This is a genomic window from Pseudoxanthomonas sp. (assembly GCF_051953815.1).
In the GTDB taxonomy this organism is placed as follows: domain Bacteria; phylum Pseudomonadota; class Gammaproteobacteria; order Xanthomonadales; family Xanthomonadaceae; genus Pseudoxanthomonas_A.
In genome coordinates this window covers 93,318-114,991 of record NZ_JBQCIJ010000034.1, presented here as the reverse complement: position 1 = coordinate 114,991, position 21,674 = coordinate 93,318, and the positions used below count along the sequence as shown (strand labels likewise).

Annotated in this window: 17 protein-coding genes; 14 read left to right on the top strand and 3 right to left on the bottom strand. The window is 69.1% G+C overall.

What is annotated here, in order from left to right; all coding sequences use genetic code 11:
* Positions 1-121: 121 nt before the first annotated feature.
* From ACTHN1_RS09255 to ACTHN1_RS09245, 3 genes are all read left to right on the top strand, one after another.
* Complete coding sequence (locus ACTHN1_RS09255; protein WP_440470661.1) at positions 122-868, top strand: helix-turn-helix domain-containing protein; 747 nt, start codon at positions 122-124, stop codon at positions 866-868.
* A gap of 163 nt (positions 869-1,031) precedes the next feature.
* The gene (locus ACTHN1_RS09250; RefSeq protein ID WP_440470660.1) at positions 1,032-3,857 is read left to right on the top strand and encodes a TonB-dependent receptor plug domain-containing protein; all 2,826 of its coding nucleotides are present in this window, start codon (positions 1,032-1,034) and stop codon (positions 3,855-3,857) included.
* A gap of 65 nt (positions 3,858-3,922) precedes the next feature.
* Entirely contained in the window at positions 3,923-6,259 is a 2,337-nt protein-coding gene (locus ACTHN1_RS09245) for a DPP IV N-terminal domain-containing protein (protein WP_440470659.1), read from the top strand.
* Between the two features lie 57 nt (positions 6,260-6,316).
* On the opposite strand, the gene ACTHN1_RS09240 is transcribed toward ACTHN1_RS09245, so the two are convergent.
* A complete protein-coding gene (locus ACTHN1_RS09240) occupies positions 6,317-7,228 on the bottom strand; it encodes a LysR family transcriptional regulator (protein ID WP_440470658.1) in 912 nt (303 codons plus the stop codon).
* A gap of 137 nt (positions 7,229-7,365) precedes the next feature.
* Between ACTHN1_RS09240 and ACTHN1_RS09235 the strand changes: the two genes are divergently transcribed.
* The 10 genes from ACTHN1_RS09235 (at position 7,366) to ACTHN1_RS09190 (ending at position 19,592) form a co-directional block, all read left to right on the top strand.
* On the top strand, positions 7,366-7,743 hold the full coding sequence (locus ACTHN1_RS09235; RefSeq protein ID WP_440470657.1) for a VOC family protein: 378 nt from the start codon (positions 7,366-7,368) through the stop codon (positions 7,741-7,743).
* Complete coding sequence (locus ACTHN1_RS09230; RefSeq protein ID WP_440470656.1) at positions 7,730-8,536, top strand: SDR family NAD(P)-dependent oxidoreductase; 807 nt, start codon at positions 7,730-7,732, stop codon at positions 8,534-8,536. The genes ACTHN1_RS09235 and ACTHN1_RS09230 overlap by 14 nt, the downstream gene beginning before the upstream one ends.
* 31 nt (positions 8,537-8,567) lie before the next feature.
* Entirely contained in the window at positions 8,568-9,275 is a 708-nt protein-coding gene (locus ACTHN1_RS09225) for a DUF6058 family natural product biosynthesis protein (protein ID WP_440470655.1), read from the top strand.
* A 154-nt stretch (positions 9,276-9,429) separates the two neighbouring features.
* Positions 9,430-10,014: an RNA polymerase sigma factor gene (locus ACTHN1_RS09220; protein ID WP_440470654.1), complete on the top strand. Its 585-nt coding sequence runs from the start codon at positions 9,430-9,432 to the stop codon at positions 10,012-10,014.
* Positions 9,998-10,951, top strand: a complete 954-nt coding sequence (locus tag ACTHN1_RS09215) for a FecR family protein (RefSeq protein WP_440470653.1) — start codon at positions 9,998-10,000, stop codon at positions 10,949-10,951. The genes ACTHN1_RS09220 and ACTHN1_RS09215 overlap by 17 nt, the downstream gene beginning before the upstream one ends.
* Positions 10,952-11,120: 169 nt before the next feature.
* Positions 11,121-14,306, top strand: a complete 3,186-nt coding sequence (locus ACTHN1_RS09210) for a TonB-dependent receptor domain-containing protein (protein WP_440470652.1) — start codon at positions 11,121-11,123, stop codon at positions 14,304-14,306.
* Positions 14,307-14,399: 93 nt separating this feature from the next.
* Entirely contained in the window at positions 14,400-15,536 is a 1,137-nt protein-coding gene (locus ACTHN1_RS09205) for an ABC transporter substrate-binding protein (RefSeq protein ID WP_440470651.1), read from the top strand.
* Entirely contained in the window at positions 15,533-16,621 is a 1,089-nt protein-coding gene (locus ACTHN1_RS09200) for an ABC transporter substrate-binding protein (protein WP_440470650.1), read from the top strand. Before ACTHN1_RS09205 ends, ACTHN1_RS09200 begins: the two co-directional genes overlap by 4 nt.
* A 374-nt stretch (positions 16,622-16,995) precedes the next feature.
* The gene (locus tag ACTHN1_RS09195) at positions 16,996-18,393 is read left to right on the top strand and encodes an MBL fold metallo-hydrolase (protein WP_440470649.1); all 1,398 of its coding nucleotides are present in this window, start codon (positions 16,996-16,998) and stop codon (positions 18,391-18,393) included.
* Between the two features lie 74 nt (positions 18,394-18,467).
* Positions 18,468-19,592, top strand: a complete 1,125-nt coding sequence (locus tag ACTHN1_RS09190) for a M23 family metallopeptidase (RefSeq protein WP_440470648.1) — start codon at positions 18,468-18,470, stop codon at positions 19,590-19,592.
* Positions 19,593-19,673: 81 nt separating this feature from the next.
* On the opposite strand, the gene ACTHN1_RS09185 is transcribed toward ACTHN1_RS09190, so the two are convergent.
* Complete coding sequence (locus ACTHN1_RS09185; protein WP_440470647.1) at positions 19,674-20,174, bottom strand: Gar/GrdA family gentamicin resistance ATP-binding protein; 501 nt, start codon at positions 20,172-20,174, stop codon at positions 19,674-19,676.
* A gap of 20 nt (positions 20,175-20,194) precedes the next feature.
* Positions 20,195-21,124: a S41 family peptidase gene (locus ACTHN1_RS09180; protein WP_440470646.1), complete on the bottom strand. Its 930-nt coding sequence runs from the start codon at positions 21,122-21,124 to the stop codon at positions 20,195-20,197.
* Between the two features lie 59 nt (positions 21,125-21,183).
* Between ACTHN1_RS09180 and ACTHN1_RS09175 the strand changes: the two genes are divergently transcribed.
* A complete protein-coding gene (locus ACTHN1_RS09175) occupies positions 21,184-21,657 on the top strand; it encodes a MarR family winged helix-turn-helix transcriptional regulator (RefSeq protein ID WP_440470645.1) in 474 nt (157 codons plus the stop codon).
* Positions 21,658-21,674 lie beyond the last annotated feature (17 nt).

Genomic DNA, 21,674 nt, shown 5'->3' with positions numbered 1-21,674 from the left:
GGCATTCGATCCGCGCGCGGATCGAATGCCGCGACCGGGCGCGGCCGCTCTGCTGGAAGTCCGCGCGACGCCGCCCGGCGTCGCGGTTCCGCGTCGTCCCGTCCTTCGGAGTCCACGGTCCATGCCATTCGACATCGACATTCCGTCGCAGGAGCTGCAGGTGCTGTACGACGCGCTGCCGGACGTGGTGTTCTTCATCAAGGACACCCAGGGGCGCTACACCCACTGCAACCTCACCCTGATGCGCCGGCTCGGCCGCAAGCAGCGCGACGACGTGCTGGGCAGGACCACGGTGGAAGTGTTTCCGCAACGCTTCGGCGACAGCTACCAGCAGCAGGATCTGCGCGTGCTGCGCGGGGAAACCATCGAGAACCAGCTGGAGGTCCACCTGTTCCCCAACCGCATGCCGGGCTGGGCGCTGACCTTCAAGCGGCCGGTGCGGCAGCACGGCGCGATCGTCGGGCTCATCGGCATCTCGCGCGATCTCGGCCAACCGGACAACCGGCACTCCACCTTCCCGCGATTGATGAAGGTGGTGGACCACATGCAGGCGCACCACGGCGAGAACGTGCGGGTCACCGCGCTGGCGGAACTGGCCGGGCTGTCGGTCGCCCAGCTGGAACGGCATTTCCGCCGGGTGTTCCAGCTCACCCCGCAGCAGCTGCTGACCAAGCTGCGGATCGAAACCGCGATGCGCCTGCTGCGGGACGACGACAGCATCGCCAGCATCGGCCAGGCCTGCGGCTTCGCCGACCAGAGCGCGTTCACCCGCCAGTTCAAGGCCACGGTCGGCATGACCCCGCGCGACTATCGCGCGCTGGGCCGATCCCCGCGCGTCGAACGGACGCGCACGATCGCTCTCGCCTGAACACGCACCGCGCGAGGTTTGTGCCCATTTCCGCACGGCGCACGGGCATCCACGCCTAGCGGCACGCGCGATCCCGCACCCAATATGAAAAAGCACGAGGCCCGTTTCCTGGCAGGGGCAGGAACGACGGTCGCCGCGTTTTCATGTCCATTGGGGAGATCGCATGAAGCACCGTTCCACGCGTCCACGTTCCAGCCTGTTGCACAACGCCCTGTTGCTGGCCCTGGTGGCCGCCACGCCGCAAACCTCGTTCGCCCAGCAGGCGGACACCGCGGAAGAGGAAACCACCGGGTCCGATGAAAAGACCGAAAAGGCCGCCAAGACCCTGGAACAGGTGACGGTCACGGGTTCGCGCATCAAGCGCGCCGAGGTCGAAGGCCCCGCGCCGGTCACCGTCATCACCGCCGACGACATCGAGAAGCAGGGTTTCAAGACGGTCTTCGACGCCCTCAACACGCTCACCCAGGCCAACGGATCGGTGGTCAACGAATCGACCCTGGCGAGCCAGTCGATCTTCGCGCCCAACGCCAACATCATCAATCTGCGCGGCCTCGGGCCGGGCCGTTCGCTGGTGCTGATCAACGGCCGCCGCGTCGCCGAATACCCGCTGCCGTATGGCGGCCAGAGCAATTTCATCAACCTGGGCGCGATTCCGAGCAGCGCGGTCGAGCGCATCGAGGTGCTGTCCGGCGGCGCCTCGGCGATCTACGGTTCCGACGCAGTCGCCGGGGTGATGAACATCGTCACCAAGAAGAACTACGAAGGCCTGGAGGCCAAGCTGTACGGCAGTTCCACCACCCGCGGCGGCGGCGACACCGGCAATCTGCAGATCGTCGGCGGCAAGTCCGGCGACCGCTGGACCCTGACCTACGCGATGGAATACATGAACCGCGAGGCCATCTTCACCCGCCAGCGCGACTTCATGGACTCGATGCTGGACAGCCCGATCGCCAGCGGCCGCACGCCGTGGGCCAACCTGTACCTGTACGATTTCGACGCCCCCGGCTACGTCAGCGAGATCGCCGACGCCTGCGACCGCTTCTTCGGCCACGGCGTGGTCTACACCACCCGTTCGGGCAGCCGCTGCGCCCAGTACGACCGCCTGGCCGACTCGACCATCCGCAGTTCCGACGACAACCTGTCGCTGTATGGCTCCGGCGCGTTCGACATCAACGACAGCACCCAGCTGTTCATGGACGCGATGTGGTGGAAGTCCAAGGCGCGCTACTCCACCGGCACCCAATGGTGGTCGCCCTACAACGAGGACACCGGCTACTACTACTACGACGTCGGCCGGGGCGCGCTGATGGACGCGCTGCGCGTGTTCCAGCCGGAGGAAACCGGTCGCGGCGGGTTGATGACCGACAACGACGAGGAGTCCTGGAGCGTCACCACCGGCATCCGCGGCAGCGTGTTCGACAACCGCTTCGACTACGAGCTGTCCTACAGCCACGCCGAGTACGAAACCGACACCCGCACCCCGCGCCTGATCGCCAGCAAGGTCGCCGACTATTTCCTCGGCCCGCGCCTGGGCAACGATCCGGTGTACGACTACTACCCGGCCTACCGGCTGGATTACGAGCGTTTCACCACGCCGCTGACGCCGGCGCAGTTCGCGGCGATGTCGGCGACCATCCGCCCGCGCGGGCATTCCGAGGCCAGCCAGTTCCAGGCCACCCTGAGCGGCGATCTGTTCGAGCTTCCGGCCGGTCCGCTGGGCATGGCCTCGGTGCTGGAATGGGGTTCGCAGAAGTACAGGCTGGTGGCGGATCCGCGCACCCTGCCCAACGCCGATCCCGCCGAGGAAGCCTACAACTGGAACGACACCGGCGGTCGCGGCGCGCGCGACCGCTACGCGCTCGGCGTCGAGTTCAGCGTGCCGATCCTCAGCAGCCTGAAGGCGCAGCTGGCGGCGCGCTACGACAAGTACGACGACATCACCGAGGTGGACGGCGCGGTGACCTGGAACGCCGGCCTGGAATGGCGCCCGACCGACAGTCTGCTGCTGCGCGGCAGCTACGCCACCAGCTTCCGCGCGCCGGACATGCACTACGTGTTCGCCGAACCCTCCGGCTACTACATCCAGATCTTCGACGAGTACCGCTGCCGCGCCGAGAACAACAACGACGTGCTGGCGCCGGACTGCCGCGACAACAGCAACACCGATTACTACTACTACACCGAGGGCGGGCGGCGCGGTAACCGCCTGCTGGAGGAGGAGACCTCCAAATCGTGGACCGCCGGTTTCGTCTGGGACATCCTCGACGGGCTGTCGGTGCAGGCCGACTACTACAGCATCCAGCTCGACCAGGGCGTCAACGATCTGTCCAACGGCTACGTGCTCAAGCGCGAGGCGGACTGCCGGCTGGGCGTGGATCGCAGCGGCAATCCGGTCGACACCAACTCGCTGCTGTGCCAGACCGCGCTGGATTTCGTCCAGCGCCGGCCCTCGCCGACCGATCCGGACGGCACCGCGGTCACCCTGCTGACGGTCGGCCCGATCAACACCGCCACCGAGAAGACCACCGGCATCGACGCCACCGTCCGCTATCGCTGGGACACCGATCGGCTGGGCCGCTTCAACTTCCTGCTCGGCTGGTCGCACACGCTCAGCTACGAGTTCACCCAGTACGCCGAAGACGGCGTGCTGTACGACCGCGACAACCGCTCGTACAACTGGAACGCGCGCAGCCGCGCCAACCTGTCGGTGAACTGGGATCGCGGCGACTGGAACGCGAACGTCTACGGATCGCGCATCGGTTCCATCCCCAGCTATGACCTCAACCGCCGCATCGCGCCCTACCTGCTGTGGAACGCCAACCTGTCCAAGAAGATCACCGACAAGATGACGGTGACCGTGTTCGCCAACAACGTGTTCGACAAGATCCACCCGCGCGACGACAGCTATGCCGACTACCCGTACTTCTACTGGACCTACAGTCCGATCGGGCGGGAAATCGGCGCGCAGGTGACCTACCGGTTCCAGTGATCGGTGTTCCCCCGGGGGCCGGCGGACGGCCGGCCCCTTCTTTTTCTGGTTCCAGAGACGATCGAATGAAAGACAACGTTCGCCCACGCGTCCGCCGCCTGCGCGGGGCGCTGGCCCTGCTGGCCCTGCTTGTTCCCTGCGCCTCCGCCACGGCGGGCGACACCGGCCCCGCCGACGCCGAATACCGGCGCTCGCTGCACCTGGGACAGGAATGGATGTACCTGACCCGCGATCTGCCGTTCGCGGCCAAGGCCACCCACGACGGCCGTTTCCACTATCGCAAGACGGTGCCGGGCGGTTTCAGCTACGTGATCGTCGACCCGAAGGATCAGCGCAAGCGCCCGGCCTTCGACCAGGCGCGCCTTGCGGCGGCGCTGGGCAAGGCCACCGGCGAGCGTTACGAGCCGCTGCGGTTGCCGTTCCGCGATTTCGAATTCGCCGACGAAGGCCGCGCCATCAAGATGCGGATCGGCCTGGCCGAACCGCGTCCGTGGCGCTGCGATCTGAAGGACTACACCTGCGCGCGCGACGACGGCACGCCCTCGCGACCGCGTGGCTGGGGCGTGGTGCGGGACATGACCCAACCCGCCGACAATGCGCCGCGCCGCTCGCCGGACGGCCAATGGGAGGTCTTCGCCGAGGGCCACGATCTGGTCATCCGCGCGGCCGGCGCGACGCAGGCCGAACCGCTCACCCGCGACGGCCGCGCCGACGCCTTCTACGATCCCGAGTCGATCGCGTGGTCGCCGGATTCGCGGCGACTGGCGGTGTACCGGGTCAAGCCGGGCACCGATCGCCGGGTCACCCGGGTCGAATCCACCCCGCGCGACCAGATCCAGCCGCGGGTCCACACCCAGCTGTATCCCAAGCCCGGCGATGAGGTCGACATCGAACGGCCAGTGCTGATCGACATCGGGTCGCGCACGGTCAAGGTCATCGACGACGCGTTGTTCCCCAACCCGCTGCAGTTGTGGGAAATCCAGTGGCGCAAGGACGGCGCGAGCTTCGCGTTCGAATACATCCAGCGCGGCTTCAAGCAGGTCCGGGTGATCAGCGTCGACGCCGCCAGCGGCCAGGCGCGGGCGGCGGTCAGCGAGGACAGCCCGACCTTCGTCAACGCCTGGAGCCTCTATCGCCACGACGTCGGCAAGGACGGACGCGAGGTGCTGTGGATCTCAGAACGCGACGGCTGGCGCCACCTGTACCTGTTCGACGACGTCAGCGGCCAGGTCAAGCGACAGATCACGCGCGGTGAGTGGGTGGTGCGCGACGTGGTGAAGGTCGATGACGACAAGCGCCAGATCTGGTTCACCGCCGGCGGCGTGGACGCGGGCAAGGATCCCTACCTGCAGCACTACTTCCGGGTCGATTTCGACGGCGGCAACCTCACCCGCCTCACCCAGGCCGACGCCTGGCACGACGTCGCCTTCTCCAGCGACATGGCCTACTACCTGGACACCTATTCGCGGGTGGACCTGCCCCCGGTATCCGAGCTGCGCCGCGCCGACGGCAGCCTGGTCTCGGTGATCGAACGCGCCGACATCCGCGCGCTCCAGGCCGCCGGCTGGAAGCCGCCGCAGATCTTCTCCGCCAAGGGCCGCGACGGCGCCACCGACATCTGGGGCATCGCGGTGCGCCCGCGCGATCACGATCCGGCGAAGCACTATCCGGTCATCGAGTCTATCTACGCCGGCCCGCATGGCGCCTTCGTGCCCAAGCGCTTCTGGCCGTTCGACATGGATTCGGGCAGCGACAGCCTGGTGCGGATGCAGGCCCTGGCGGATCTGGGCTTCATCGTGGTCCGCATCGACGGCATGGGCACCACCGGCCGCTCCAAGGCCTTCCACGACGTGGCCTGGCAGAACCTGCAGGACGCCGGCTTCCCGGATCGCATCGCCTGGCATCGCGCGATGGCCGCGCGGGATCCGTCCTACGACATTTCCCGGGTCGGCATCCACGGCATGTCGGCGGGCGGCCAGAACACCCTGCACGCGCTGCTGTTCCATCCGGAGTTCTACAAGGCCGGGGTGGCCAGCAACGGCTGCTACGACAACCGCATGGACAAGCTGTGGTGGAACGAGCAGTGGCTGGGCTGGCCGGTCAACGCCAGCTACTCGGCCGCGTCCGGCGTGGAGCACGCGGGCAAGCTGCGCGGCGATCTGCTGCTGATCGTGGGCGAGCAGGACGCCAACGTGGATCCCGCATCCACCCTGCAGGTGGCCGACGCGCTGATCCGCGCCGACAAGGATTTCGAACTGCTGATGATGCCCGGCGCCGGGCACGCGGTCGGCCGCTGGGCCGAACCGTTCGACTACGTGCAGCGCCGGCATTACGACTTCTTCATCCGCCATCTGCAGGATCGCGCCACGCCGCGCTGGAACGCGGCACCCGCCTCGCCCTGACGTCCTTCCCGGCCGGGAACCCGCGCGGAGGTTCCCGGCGTGCTCGACCCGACATGATCATTCCGCCGGGTCGAGCCGCGCGGCGATCAGCGCGAACTCGCGTACGATGAACTCGATCAGCGCGCGCAGGCGCGGAGTGTCGCGCATGTCGGCGTGATAGCCCACGCGCACCGCGCGCACGCTGGTCGTCCGCGGCAGCGGGAGCCGGCGCAGGCCGGCCTCGCGATCCCCCAGCAGGCGCGGCAGCATCGCCATCGCGATGCCTTCCCGCGCCACCGCCAGATGCGTGCGCAGGCCATTGCCGTGCAGGACCGTGCGGGCGCGATGGGCCAGCCCGCGCAGATCGCTTTCATGCGGGACATCGCCGGCCGCGCGATCCAGCAACACCAGTTGATGACCGTCGAAGCCATCGGCCGGATCCGGCATCCCCTGCCGCCGCAGATAGTCGGTGGACGCGTACAGCGCATAGGCCACGTCGCCGACCGGGCGATCGACCAGGTTCTCCTGGGCGAAGGCGCCGAACCGGAACGCCAGATCCGCCTCGCGCCGCGCCAGGTTGAACACGCGCGTGTCGTTGACCAGTTCGATCAGCACGCCCGGATGACGGCTGGCGAAGCGCGCCAGCATCGGCGCGATGACCTCGTCGCCCAGCCAGTCCAGGCTGGTCACCAGAATCTCGCCGCTCAGGCCGGTGTCGCGCGCGGCGACCTGGCGCTGGACCGCCTGCGCGCCGGCCTCCATCCGCTCCAGCCCGTCGAGCAGCGAGTGCGCGAGCGGCGTCGGCCGCATGCCGCCGGAGTCGCGTTCGAACAGCTTCGCGTCCAGCCGCCGTTCCAGCGCCTCCAGCCGGCGGCCCACGGTCGGCTGGGTGGTGCCCATCGCCCGCGCCGCCGCGCTCAGGCTGCCGCCGCGCACGATCGCCAGCACCGTTTTCAGATCATCCCAGTCGATCGACATGTCCAGATTCACCTATGCATTCGTGCAGGGGGGCCATACCCGCGCGTGGCTGTGTCCACGCCGACCGCGCGCCTAGACTCCGGGTTCCACATCCCCTCGCGGAAGCGCGCCGTGTCCACGACACCGCTCCGCTTCACGGTACGCCGCCCATGGTACGACTCGATCATCTCATCCTGCGCGTCCGCAGCGCCCCGATCTCCGTGCGTTTCTATGGCGAGGTATTGGGCCTTGCGCACGAAGGACGACACGGCCCCTTCGACGTGCTGCGCATCGATGCCGGCTGCGTGATCGATCTGCTGGAAGCCGAGCCGCGCGACGAGGCGCACCTCGCCTTCCATCTGGATCGCGCGCGGTTCGCGCAGGTCCACCAGCGGCTGATCGCGGCGGGCATTCCCTCGGGTGGCGATCCCTTTTCGCGCGATGGCCGGATCCGCCCGCAGTTCGGCGCCGGCGGCTGGGCCGAGGCGCTGTACTTCCACGATCCGGATGGCCACAACCTGGAGATAAGAACCCATGACGAACGCTGACATCGGCGCGACATCCCGCGCGCATGCGACGCCGCGCTTCGAGGATCTGGCCGGCCGCACCGCGGTGGTGACCGGCGGTTCGCGCGGCATCGGCGCGGCGACCTGCCTGGCGCTGGCGCGCAGCGGCGCGCGGGTGGCGATCAACGGGCGCGATCCCGACGCGCTCGCGGCCAGCGTGGCGGCGGTGCGCGCGGCCGGAGGCGAGGCGATCGCCGCGCCGGCCGACTGCGCCGATCTGGCCCAGGTCGAACGCATGCGCCGGCACATCGGCGAACACTGGGGCGCGGTGGATCTGGTGCTGGCCTTCGCCGGCGGCGGCACCGGCCGGCCGATGCCGTTGCAGGACATCAGCGAACAGGACTGGCGGTCCAGCCTGGACAACAACCTGACCTCGACCTTCTTCACCCTCAAGACCTTCCTGCCGGATCTGCTGGCGCGTGGCCGCGGCGCGATCCTGACCATGGCCTCGGCGGGCGGACGGGTCGCCGCCGGCGCGCCGGCCGGTTACGGCGCGGCCAAGGCCGGCGTGATCATGCTGACCCGGCACCTGGCCCAGGAAGCCGGACCGCGCGGCGTGCGGGTCAACTGCATCTCGCCCTCGGCGGTGCTGACCGAACGCACCCGCGCGAACCTGTCGCCGGAACAGCTGGCGCGGATGCTGCCGGGATTTCCGCTGGGCCGGCTGGGCACGCCGGAGGACATCGCGGCGGCGGCGCTGTTCCTGCTCAGCGATGCGTCGTCCTGGATCACGGGAGTGACGCTGGATGTCGCCGGCGGCCGGATCATGCTCTGATCCGATCCCTCCCCGCCCCGCTTCCGCCGCCATGAACGAGACCGACGCCTACCTCCGGCGCCACTACTGGACCGCCGAACAGCTGGCCGGCGCGTGCGGCCTGGACATCGCCCGGCTGGACACGCTGCTGGACGATCGGCTGGTGCCGGCGCCGTCCTATGTGGTCGGCGCCGACGGCACCCTGCAATCGGCCGCGTTCGGCGATTTCCCGGAAGCCGGCGCGACACCGGGACGCTACTTCCATCCCGGCACCGTGGCCTGGGTCGCGCGGGCGCGCGAAGCCCTCGCGCGGGCCGACGCCGATACCGCGCGGGCCGCGCTGGAACAGCGGTTCCGGCGGAACTTCGCCGCCGCCCTGGCCGATCTGGATCGCGGTCTCGCGCGCCTGCCCGACAGCTTCGACGACCAGGGCCTGCCGCTGCCCGCCGGCCTGGACGCGCGCACCGCCGACGCCTGGGACGCCTTCGGCCAGGGCATCTTCGGCCTGTGCGTGTCCGATCCCACTTCCGAGCACGCCATCGCGACCAAGGAAATCCTGCAGGAAACCCTGGGCGCGCGCCGGCAGGCGCTGGCCGGGGACCGCGCAGCGGCCGGCGACCCGGGCGACCTGCCCGGGCTGATCGCCCGTTACGCCCGGGCGGCCATGCCGTTCTCGCCGCTGGAGTACCCGCGCAGCAGCCGCAAGCGCCTGGTCGAGGACTTCGCCGCCGAACTGGCCGGCGCGCCGCCCGCGCCCTGAGGTCCCTTTCTCCCTGTTCATTCTTCGGGATGGCGGAAGCCTCCCCGCTGTGCATCCTCCTCCAGGAGGGACATGCTGGAGGGGCGATGTGCAGACAGCCTGCAGGGGCGGCAGCCGTGGATCGTGATCCGATCCGGGGCGAAGGGGGCGAGCCATGAGGACACCATTCTCGGAAGCGCGGGCGATGTGGCTGTCACAGCACGTGCTTCCGCACGAGCCGGTGCTGCGCGCGTGGCTGGTCCGCCATGTCGGCGATCTCGCCGACGTGGACGACGTCATCCAGGAAAGCTATGCGCAGCTGATGTCGCTGGAACAGGTCAGCCATATCCAGAACGTGCGCAGCTATCTGTTCACCATCGCCAAGTCCGTCGTCCTGCAGGGCCTGCGCCGCGCCAAGGTGGTGCCGATCGAAAGCATCGGCGAGATCGAGCGGCTGGAAATCGCGCTCGACGCGCCCTCGCCCGAATCGCATGCGTCCGGCGTGCAGGAACTGCGCCATCTGGATCGCTGCATCGCGCAGCTGCCGGCCAAGTGCAAGCAGGCCTTCCTGATGCGCCGGGTGCATGGCCTGGCCCAGCGCGAGATCGCCCAGCGCCTGGGCGTGAGCGAGAACACCGTCGAGAAACACATCGTCAAGGCGCTCAGGCATCTGAGCCAGGCGCTGGCATGGAACGGAGGCGAGCTTGCCGGCCGGCGCCGCCCCGAGAAAAAGGAGAACCCCCGTGAAGAATGGAATTGACGCCAAGGCCGCCGAGTGGGTGGCGCGCGAGGATCGCGGCGCGCTCACGCCGGAGGAAACCGCCGAGCGGGACGCGTGGCTGTCCGCCGACACCCGCCACCTGGGCGCCTACGCGCGCATGCGCGCCATCATGCTGCGCTGCGAACGGCTGTATCGCGGCGAACAGGCCGCCGAACGCCACGTCCCGCGGCGTCGCCCATGGCGATCCGGCCATTGGTCATTGCGCGTGGCCGCCGCGCTGGCGGCGGTGGCGCTGACCCTCGGCACCTGGACCTACCTGGATCGCACCGCCGGCACCCACAGCACCCGCCTGGGCGAAGTGCTGCGCGTGCCGCTGGAGGACGGCTCGGTCATCACCATGAACACCGACACCCGCGTGCGGGTGAGTTTCGACGCGCGGGGCCGCAACATCGAGCTGCTGCGCGGCGAAGCCATGTTCGACGTGGCCAAGGACAAGCGGCGCCCGTTCACGGTCAAGGCCGGCGACGCGAAGGTGGTCGCGGTCGGCACCAGTTTCCAGGTCCGGCGTTCGCCGCGCGCGGTCAGCGTGCTGGTGCGGGAAGGCATCGTGAAAGTCAGCGAGGGCAACGCGCGCACGATGCAGCTGCTGGCCAACGACAAGGCCTGGATGCCGGATCGTTCGCGGCCGCTGGTGAGCCGGGTGGACAGCGCCGAGGTCAACCGCGCGCTCGCCTGGCGCGACGGCATGATCGCCTTCAACGGCCAGTCGATGGAAGAAGTGTCGCGCGAGTTCGCCCGCTACAGCCCGATCCGCATCCGCATCGATGATCCGCAGGTCGCGCGGCTGCGCGTGATCGGCCTGTTCTCCGCCACCGATCCGATCGGCTTCTCGCGCGCCGCCGCGCAGAGCATGGGACTGGAAGTGTCGCAGTCCGAAAGCGAAATCCTGATTCGCAGAAGCGGCGGAAAAAAATAATCGCCGAGGCAATGGCGGAACCCACCCGCCGCCGCATCCTAGCTACAGACCCACGCGCCGTCTTCGTCCGGAAGCGGCGCATGGGCCGACACACCCTTCCCGTGCAGCACTCCCACTCTCGCGCCGATCGTCCACCCCACGGGATGCCAGGCCGCTCATCAGGTGAAAAATGAATCATCGGAAAAGCGTTCTCTGCAAGGCCGTTTCCCTCGCGCTGGTCGCCGGCGTCTCCCTGTCCATCTTCGGCGCGGCAGCGCAGGAAGTGGATTTCGACATCCCGGCCAAGGCCGCGGCCGATTCGCTGCCCGAGTACGCGCGCCAGGCGAACGTGCAGATCGTCGCGCCGGCCGATGGCCTGGAAGGCGTGAAGACCGCGCCGCTGAAGGGCAGGCAGGACGCGCGCGCCGCGCTGAAGGCGCTGCTGGTGGGCACCGGCCTGAAAATCACCCGCGACGACGGCGCGGTGATCACCCTGAGCCGCGATTCAAAAGGGGATGACGACACCGGCGACGGACAATCCGCGCCGCCGCCGCCCGCGCCGGACCCGGTCGGCATGGAAGCGACGCCGGAAACCGGCGGCGCGCGCACCCTGGACGCCGTGCAGGTGACCGGCTCGCGCATCATGCGCACCGTCGACAGCGAAACCGCGCAGCCGATCCAGACCCTCACCCGCCAGGACATCGAACAGTCCGGCATGCGTTCGGTCGGCGACCTGCTGCAGTCCTCCCCCACCTCCGGCGCGCCCGCCGCCAGCCGCAGCCGCGTGCAGTCCGACAGCGAGGAAGCCGGCGGCACCTACATCGACCTGCGCAACATCGGCGCGCAGCGCACGCTGATCCTGGTCAACGGCCAGCGCCTGGGCACCACCACCGGCGGCTACGCCGACGTCTCGCTGATTCCCTCGGCCAGCGTCGAGCGCATCGAGATCCTGAAGGACGGCGCTTCGGCCATCTACGGCTCGGACGCGATCGCCGGCGTGGTCAACATCATCACCCGCCGCGGTTTCGACGGCGGCCTGTTCAACCTGTACCTGGGCGAATACTCGGAAGGCGACGGCCGCCAGACCTCGTTCGACGCCTCCTGGGGCGTGAAGGGCGAGCGCGGCTGGCTCAGCGGCACCCTGCAGTACACCGACGAGAATCCGGTGTGGGCCTCGGACCGCCCCTACAGCGCGTTTCCCAACACCGTGCGCCATCCCACCGCCGGCCTCTCGGCGATCAACCATAACGGCACCCTGCTGGATCCCGTCCTCGGCCAGCTGACCGTCAACAAGGGCCAGGATCCGCGCAACATCGCCAACTTCCACCGCACCGGCGTGCCCGACTACAGCAACGTCACCGAGCAGCAGACGCTGAAGACCGGCATGGAGCGCAAGTCGGTGTTCTTCGACGGCGGCTTCGACATCAACGAACGCCTGCTGCTGCGCGGCAACGCGCTGTACAGCATCCGCGACACCTTCCGCAACATTCCCGGCTACCCCTACCGCTCCTCGACCTGGGGCAGCCTGAACGCGCCGCTGTCGATCGACAGCTACTACAACCCGGTCGGCAACCAGAGCGGCGTGGCCAATCCGCGCGCCGCGCACTACCAGCGCCGCACCTGGGAAGTGCCGCGCTCGGGCAACAACAAGGTCACCACCACGCGCGCCAGCGCGCAGCTGGAGGGCAACTTCGACTGGGGCGATCGCACCCTGTTCTGGGATGCCGGCTATCTGTACAGCCGCCTGCGCACCGACAAGACCGGCACCGGCGATCTCAACCTGCGCAACGTCCAGCTGGCCTCCGGTCCGTCCTACTTCAATGCCGCGACCGGCCGGGTGGAATGCGGTTCGGCCGCCGCGCCGATCGCCTATGGCAGCGGCGCCGGCCAGTGCGTGCCGTGGAATCCGCTGGCCGCCTACGGCAGCGGCTACGGCGGCACCCTGGATGATCCGACCCTGCGCGCATTCCTGGTCCCGGACAACCTGGATCGCGGCGAAACCGAGACGCGCAGCTTCACCGCCAACCTGACCGGCGGCCTGTTCGATCTGCCCGGCGGCGAGCTGTCGTTCGCGGTCGGCCTGGAATCGCGCAGCGAAAGCGGCACCTTCACGCCCAGCCTGCAGAAGCAGCGCGGCGAAACCACCAACACCCGCAAGCTGCCGACCCGTGGCGACTACAAGGCCAACGAGGTCTACGCCGAACTGAACATCCCGCTGCTGTCCGATCTGCCGTTCGCCAAGAGCCTGACCCTGGATCTGGCCAGCCGCTATTCCGACTACGACGTGTTCGGCAGCACCACCAATTCCAAGATCGGCCTGGAATGGCGGCCCAGCGATCAGCTGCTGGTGCGCGCCAACTGGGGCGAGGGCTTCCGCGCGCCGACCATCAACGATCTGTTCGGCGGCGAGCAGGATTTCTTCCCGGTCTACACCGATCCCTGCGACAGCCGCTACGGCGTCGCCCGCACCACCGCCGCCTGCCGGGCGGACGTGCCGGTCGGCTATCGCCAGATCGCCTCCGGCGGCGTACCCACCTCCGGTCCCAACATCCAGTCCAACCTGCCCTTCATTTCCGGCTCCAATCCCGACACCCAACCGGAAACCTCCACCACCACCACGGTCGGCTTCGTCTACAGCCCGGACTGGATCGACGGCCTCGGCGTCACCCTGGACTGGTGGAAGATCGACATCCAGAACGCGATCGTCCAGAACACCCCGACCGAGATCCTCAACGACTGCTACGTGCGCGGCGTCGCCTCGGCCTGTTCTGCGTTCACCCGCGACGCGACCACCGGCGAGATCACCTCGCTCAACTACGCCTTCACCAACGCGGGCTGGCTGAAGACCGCCGGCTACGATCTGGGCATCAACTACCGGCTGCCGAGCCTGCCGCTGGGCGACATCCGGATCGAGTCCACCACCAGCTACATCGACTACCGCGACATCAAGGCCAATGATCGGGCGGAGACGCCCATCAACCACACCACCAGCTTCGGCGCCAACTTCCGGGTGCGCTCCAACCTCAACCTCAACTGGTCCAAGGGCATCTACGCGCTGACCTGGCGGGTGCGCTACTTCTCCAAGATCAAGGAGCCCTGCGCGTTCGACCTGACCGGCGGCCCGGAGTGCGACCAGCCCAACTTCGTCTCGCCCTACACCGGCCGGCAGCCGTTGCGCACGGTCGGTTCCACCAGCTTCAACGACGTCCAGTTCCGGGTCACCCTGGCGGAAACGGCGACGGTGATGCTGGGCGCGAACAACGTGTTCGGCAAGGAAGGCCCGGTGCTGTATTCCCGTCCCAACAGCGACTTCGCCTACTACGGCGGTTTCGATTTCGGTCGCTTCATCTATCTGCAGTACCAGCAGAAGTTCTGAGCCCGGCCGCGGGCGGGCGACACGGGCCCGCCCGCGGTTTCTTTTCGCGATCCCGCGACATCGACACAGACAAGAGACAAGACGGAGTACAGGGTGGATCACACACGACGCGGCATCTTCACCTCCTTGGGCAAGGCAGCGCTGCTGGCCTCGACCGCCAGCTTCCTGCCCGCGCTTTCAGCGCGGCCGTCCACCGCGGCAACGGTGGACGGCCAGCCCTCCCACGGCGGCGGCAAGCGGACCCGGATCCGCCTGCTGCTCAATTCGCCGCTGTCCGGCCCGCACGCATTCTTCTGCCTGGCGCAGCAGCGCGGCTATTTCGCCGATGCCGGCCTGGAAGTGGAGTTCGTCGGCGGCGACGGCGCGGCCTCGGTGGTGCCGCGGATTCCGCAGGAAGGGTTCGACGGCGGTTACGGTGACCTGTGCGCGCTGATCAAGCTGGCCGCGTTGCGTCCGGATCAGTGCCCGGTGGCGGTGCACGTGGCCTTCAACACCACGCCGCTGACCATCGGCGTGCGCAAGGACGGTCCGATCCGCACGCCGAAGGATCTGGAAGGCAAAGTGATCGGCGGTCATCCCATCGACGCGGCCATCGAAGCGTTCCCGGCCTATGCGATGCAGGCGGGCATGGACGAATCGCGGGTGTCGATCCTGCGCTCGACCACCAGCATGGCGACCCTGGCCGAGGACGTGCTCGACGGCCACAGCGACGGCGTGTTCGGTTTCGTCCACACCATCATCGCCGCGCTCGCCGGCAAGGGCATCGATGGCCGCGCCGGCCTGCGCTTCCTGGAATACCGCGACGTCGTGCCCGAGCTGTACGGCAATGCGCTGATGCTGACGCCGGCGTTCCTGCAGGCGAATCCGGAGGCGGCGCGCGCCCTGGTCGCGGCGGTCAACCGCGGCATCGTCGAGACCCTGGCCGATCCCGATGCCGCGCTGCGCGCGGTGCAGGCGCTGGCGCCCAAGTTCGCCCGGCACGTCGACGGTCCGCGCATGATGGGCACCCTGCAGGTCGAGATGGCGCATCCGGAAGCCCGCCGCATCGGCATCGGCGACATCGACGACGCGCGCCTGGCCCGTTCCATCGAACTGCTCTCCAAGGCCTGCCGCCTGCCGCGCGTGCCGGCGCCGGGCAGCGTGTTCACCCGTGAATGCCTGCCGCCGCTGGCCGAACGCGCCAGGCCGCTCGCCCGACACGCCCAGGTGGCGGCGGGAGCCGTGGCATGAACCGGCGCGCCCTCCTGATCGCGGCTTCGCTGGCGGCCCTGCTGGCCGCCTGCGGCCAGCACCCCGCGCCGCCGGAAACGCCCGCGACCGACGCCGCCGCCGACGCGCCCAGGCCGCTGCGCAGGATCCGCTTCCTGCTCAACTCCGGTTTCTCCGGCGCCAATGCGTGGTTCCTGCTGGCCGATGAGCGCGGCTACTTCCGACGCGAGGGCATCGAGGTCGAGTTCACCCCCGGGCGCGGCGCGTTCACCGCCGCCGGCCGCATGGTCGGCGAAGGTTTCGATGTCGGCTACGGCGACATCCAGGCGGTGTACGAACAGGCCGCGACCGTGCCGGGCAAATCGCCGGTCGGCGTGTACATGATGATGGACCGCTCGCCTTCGGTGATCATCCTGCCCGCGCAGTCGCCGATACGTTCGGCCGAACAGCTCAAGGGACGCACCATCACCGGCCATGCCACCGACGTGGCGCTCAACACCTTCGCCCAGTATGCCCAGGTCGCCGGCGTGGATGCCGCCTCGGCCCACATCGGCACCAACGAAGGCAACTGGAAGGAACTGCTCGCGCTGCTGGACAGCGGCAAGTCCGACGCGCTGTTCGGTTACCTGTCCACCAGTTCGGCCGCGGTGCGCACCGCCGGCCAGGACGTGGGCGCGCGCCTGCGCTTCCTGCGCTACAGCGAGATGCTGCCGGACTTCTACGGCAGCGCGGTGATGGTTTCGCCGAAGCTGCTGCACGAGGAACCGGAACTCGCGCGTGGCCTGGTCAGGGCCATCAACCAGGGCGTGATCGACACCCTGTGCGATCCGGACGCGGCCATCCAGGCGCTGGTCAAGCGCGATCCCAGGCAGAACCCGGTGGTCGAACGTGGCCGCCTGCGCGACACCATGGTCGAGGACATGGGCGGCGTCGACATGATCAACCGCGGCGTCGGCGACGTCGAACGTCCGCGCGTGCTGGCCGCGCTCAAGCTCACCGCCGAGGCCCGCAAGCTCCCGCGCACGCCGACGGTGGAGGAGGTGTTCGAACGCGGCCTGCTGCCGCCGCTGGAGGAGCGCCAGCCCTGCCCCGTCCACCTGCGCTGATCCCCGCTTCCGTTTCCCCAATCGGTGGCGTGCCGGCGACCTCGACACCGGTCGCCACCGCGATGGCGGGCTGAAGCCCGCGCCACACTCTCTCGTGGAGTGGACCTCGGCCCGCCATCGGTTTTTTTCTCCTCCCCGCATGGGCTGCCGGCCCGGACGCGACGGCGCGTCCCCACTCACCGCCACGGCGGCACCGCATGCCTGCCGGCAACTGAACCGCGCGTTCCCGACGCCTGCCCGCGCCATTGCAAGCGCGCATGGCCACCGTTAGCGTCTGCCCCCAGGGCCGCCCACGGCCCCACCGCTACGCCCCTCCCACCGTGTCCGCAAACGCCGTCGGCCCGTCATCGGCCGGCGCAGGAGAGTGATCGATGGTGAACGCCTTTCTGATCGCGGTGCTGGCCGCGTCCACGCCTGCACCGGCGGAGCGGCTGGATGGCCTGTGCGCGCCACTGCGCCAGGGCGTGGCCATCGATCTGGCCGGCACCAGCTACCGGCCTGAACAGGCGCATGCGCCCGACGAACCACTCGCCGCCGTCGATGCGCGCCAGTCGATGCTGCTGCTGCCCGACGGACGTTTCCTGCTGCGTACCTCCAACCTGTATCCCGGCGACATCGAGTTCCGCTACCGCACGCTGGGCGACCGGAACGGCGAGCGCACGGTCGACGAGCTCGGCTGGCGCGATGGCGACGTACTGCAGCAGGACGACGCCGCCACCGTCGCGCGGGATCTGGCGGATCTGCGCATGCTCGCGCCGGGACTGCTGGCCTGCGACGCCATCGCGCGGAATCCGGGCCGGCCCGCGGCCGGCGGCGCGGCGTCCTTCAAGGACGGCGCGGGACGCGAAGTGACGCTGGCCTTCGACGCCGCCGGGGATCTCGCCTCGGCGAAACGGGACGGCGATGTGTACCGCTACGAGGGCTGGAACACGGACGCCGCGCTTCGCCTTCCCGCCACCATCATCCATTCCCGCGATGGCCGCGAACGCGAGCGCTGGACGCGGGTCCGCGCGCGCCCCGCGCAGGCCGCCGACACCGCGCTGCTGTCGCTGCCCGACGGCTATCGTCCCGCCGACCCGCCGCCTTCCCTGCGCGCGACCCCGCTGGGCGACGGCGCCTACCGCATCGACGGCGCGCCCTCGGGCTACCACACCGGATTCGTCGTGGGCGAAAAGGGCATCGTGCTGTTCGACGCGCCCATCGACGTCGACGAGGCCAAGGCCGTGCGCGCGGTCATCGAGAAGGCCGCGCCCGGACGCGCCATCACCCACGTCGTCATCTCGCACGTGCATGGCGATCATGTCGCCGGCCTGCCCGCCCATGCCGATGCGGAGGTGCTGGTCGGCGCGGGCGGCGTGGCCGCGTTGCGCCGGCAACTGGGTGATCGGTTGCCGGCGCGCGTGCGCGAAGTGACGCATGCCGAGACTCTCGAACTCGGCGACCGCCGGATCCGGGTGCTGCCGCTCGCCAGCGATCACGCCGCGACCATGCTGGTCGGCTTCGATCCCGCGTCCGGCACCCTGTTCCAGGGCGATCTGTTCTATATCCCGGAACGCGGCGCGGTGCCGGTCGCCTTCAGCACCGGGCGCGAACTCGCGACGCTGATCGATTCCAACGGACTCGACGTGCGCACCATCGTCGGCGTGCATGGCCGCTCGGGCACGCCCGCCGATCTGCGCGGCGCCGTGGCCCGCATCCCGGCACGCAACGATCGCGGCTGCGTGGGCGAGCAGATGACCGGAGCGGTGGCCTGTTCCACCGCGACGGAGTGATGGCCGCGCCCGCGATGGATGCGTGTTCCCCGGATTGCGCCGCGCCGGATTTCCGGCCGCCCGGAAACTTGCCGATGCCATTGCGGAAAATCGCCCTCGCCGTGATCCTGTCGTTCGCCGCCATCGCGGCCCGCGCGCAATCACCTTCGGGAACCTCCTTCGATCTCCACGTGCCGGCGCCACCGATGATCCTGGCCGTGGCGGAGGGCACCCGGCTGGTCTACGAACTGCACCTGGGCAATTTCGCCCGGCACGATCTGCAACCCGTCCGCGTCGAAGTGCTGGATGGCGCGCGGGGGCGCGTGCTCGCCTCCTTCGAAGGCCCCGCGCTGGAACAGCGGCTGGATCGCTCCGGCCTGCAATGGAACGCCGAGTCCTTCCCGGCCATTCCCTCGGGCCGCCGGGGCGTGGTGTTCATCGAACTGACGATGCCCGGCGCGCCGCCGCGCACACTGCGCCATCGCGTCGGCTACCTCGACGGCACCGCGGGCGGTGGCGTGCATGCGGTGGAGGGCGGTGAGGTCGGCGTCGTCGCGGGGAAAACACCGGTGCTCGCGCCGCCGCTGGAAGGCGGCCCGTGGGTCGCCATCCACGATCCGCGCTGGCAACGCGGCCATCGCCGGGTCGGCTACGCCCTGTCGGGAAAACTGCGCACGCCGGGACGCCATGCGATCGATTTCGTGAAGCTCGATGCCGACGGGCGCAAGGCGCCGGCCGGCGGGAATCTCGCGGCCGGCGCCTACAGCCACGGACAGCCCGTCCTCGCGGTGGCCGGCGGCGTGGTCGTCCGCGTCGAGGATGGATTTCCCGAACGCGCCCGCCTGACCGATCGCGTGGATGGCGTGGAAGGCAATCGCGTGGTCATCGCGCTCGATGGCGGGCAATACGCGCACTACGGCCATCTGCGCCCGGGCAGCGCGCGCGTCGCACCCGGCGCGCGGGTGCGGGCCGGAGACAGGATCGCCGACGTCGGCTTCAGCGGCAGCGCCTCGGATCCGCAACTCCATTTCGCGCTGACCGACGGTCCCGACGAACTGGCGAGCGAAGGGCTTGCCTATACGTTCGCGCACTATCGCCTGCTGGGTGGATATGGCGATGTGTCCCAGGTCGGCGCCACGGGCTGGACGCCAACGGACAAGCCGGCGTCCGCGCACGCGCTCATGCCGGCGCCGATGAGCGTGATCGACTGGCGGAAATGAATCCGGCGCCCGCCCGCCGTTCCTGAGGGGCCGCTTTCGCCGGGACGGTCCGCGAGGAAGCGCGCGCGCCGGCATGCGGCCCTATCCGAGTTTCTCCAGCAGGACCTCGACCAGTGAACCGGGCGGACCCGAGACGTCGAAGGGTTCGCCCAACGCATTGCCCGCGGCGCGATTCAGCAGCGCGTATTCACGGTCGAAAGTCGACATCTCGGCGGTCCGCTCGTCGATCGCGCGCGCCTCGGCCCGGCGGGCGATCCGGGCCAGGTTCGATGCCCGGTCCAGGGTCAGCCGGTAGCAGGCCCAGCGTTCCTCCGGCGCGGCAAGGCGGCGGCGGAGATCGTCAAGATCCGCTTCGGTCTCCCACAGGTGGTTGATGACGAAGTTGCAATAGCCGAATCGCCGGTGATGGGCCACCAGCAACGCCATCGCCGCATGGAGATGTTCCCGCGCCTCGAGGGGCGGCGGATTGACCGCGGCGAGCGCATCCCCGTCCAGCATGGCGCAGCGGTCGATCCGCTCCGAGAGGGCTTCGGCCAGGGTCGACTTGCCGATGCCCAGGGGACCGTTGAGCACGATGATCATGATGTCCGTCCCGCCGCGTGTCAGCGCGTGGATTCGCCGGGTTCGAGATCGCCGCCCAGCACGCGCCGGGCGACATGGATCGGATCATCACCGCCGTTCACGTCCGGGGTCACGCCCTCGCGATTCCAGTTGCCACCGGTCCTGGCGTTGATCGGCTGCGCGTCGGGAATGAATATCTGGAACGCGTGCGGCAATGGCTTGGGGTCGCTCATCAAGGTCGCCGCGCCCGCGCTGCGCGTTCCGATCACCACCGCCCGGTTGGCGGCCTGCAGGGAATAGCCGACGTATTCCGATGCGGAGGCGGAGCGTCGGTCCAGCAGCACCACCACGCCCCCGCGGTATTCGGGGAGCCCGCGCTTGGGCAGCGGTTCCGGCCGGCGGCCGGAGCGCGACTGGACGTCCTGCACCGAGGACACCGTGTCATCCACGAACGCCCTGACCAGGTGGCCCGCGGTTTCCGCGTCGCCGCCGCCGTTCTGGCGCAGATCCAGCACCAATCCCTGCGTGTCCTTGAGCAGCTCCAGCGCCGCCAGCAGCTTGGGCCCGGCCATGTCCCAGGGATAGAAGGACGCGAGCCGCAGGTAGCCGATGTTCCCTTCGAGCACCTTCACTTCGCGCACGCCCATGTTGGCGGGAACGCCGGCGGCGCGCCACGCCATCAGCCAGTCCTCGTCGCCGCCCGCCTTTTCCTCGACCACCCGCTCCAGGTGGAAATGCCCGTCGTAGGCGTCCAGATCCCGGTTGAGCCGGGTGGAGAACGCGAGCCAGTCCCCACAGGCGTCGGCATAGCGTCCACGATCCGCCCAGTCGCGCACGCTCCCGGCAATCTGCCGCGCTTCCTGCGCGACCACGTAGTCCTTCTCGATGGCCTTCGCCATCTGTTCCAGCACGGCTTCCTGCTGGGGACAACCGCCCACCAGCAGGGCCGCCAGCCACAACGCCTGACTCATGACCGCACTCTCCCGCGTCGTTCTTGACAATGTATAAGTGCTAACATATATTTTTCGGCATGACAACTCCGCACGCGACCCTGGGCACGCTGCTGCGCACCCTCATCGATCAGCTCGACTCGGCGGTGGCCGAGGCGTACAGCGCTTCCGGACTCGACTACAAACCGCGCTTCACGCCGATCATCCGCGCGCTCTCGCAACACGGTCCCGCGCGGATCAAGGACATCGCCGACGGCATGGGCGTCAGCCATTCGGCGGTCAGCCAGACCATCAGCGCACTGGTGCGCGCCAGGTGGGTCAAGCTCCAGCCCGGCGAGGACAGCCGCGAACGCATCGCGCACCTCACGCCCTATGCGAAGGCGCGCTTGCCGCTGCTCGAACAGCATTGGGCGAACACCGCGAAGGCCGCCGCCAGCCTCAACCGGGACATCGGGCTCTCGCTGGAAGAGGTGCTGCGCAGTGCACTGAAGGCCTTGCAGGAACAGTCGTTCGAGGATCGCATCCGCGACGCCGCCCAAGCGGGGCGCACCTGACCCGGCCGCACCGAACG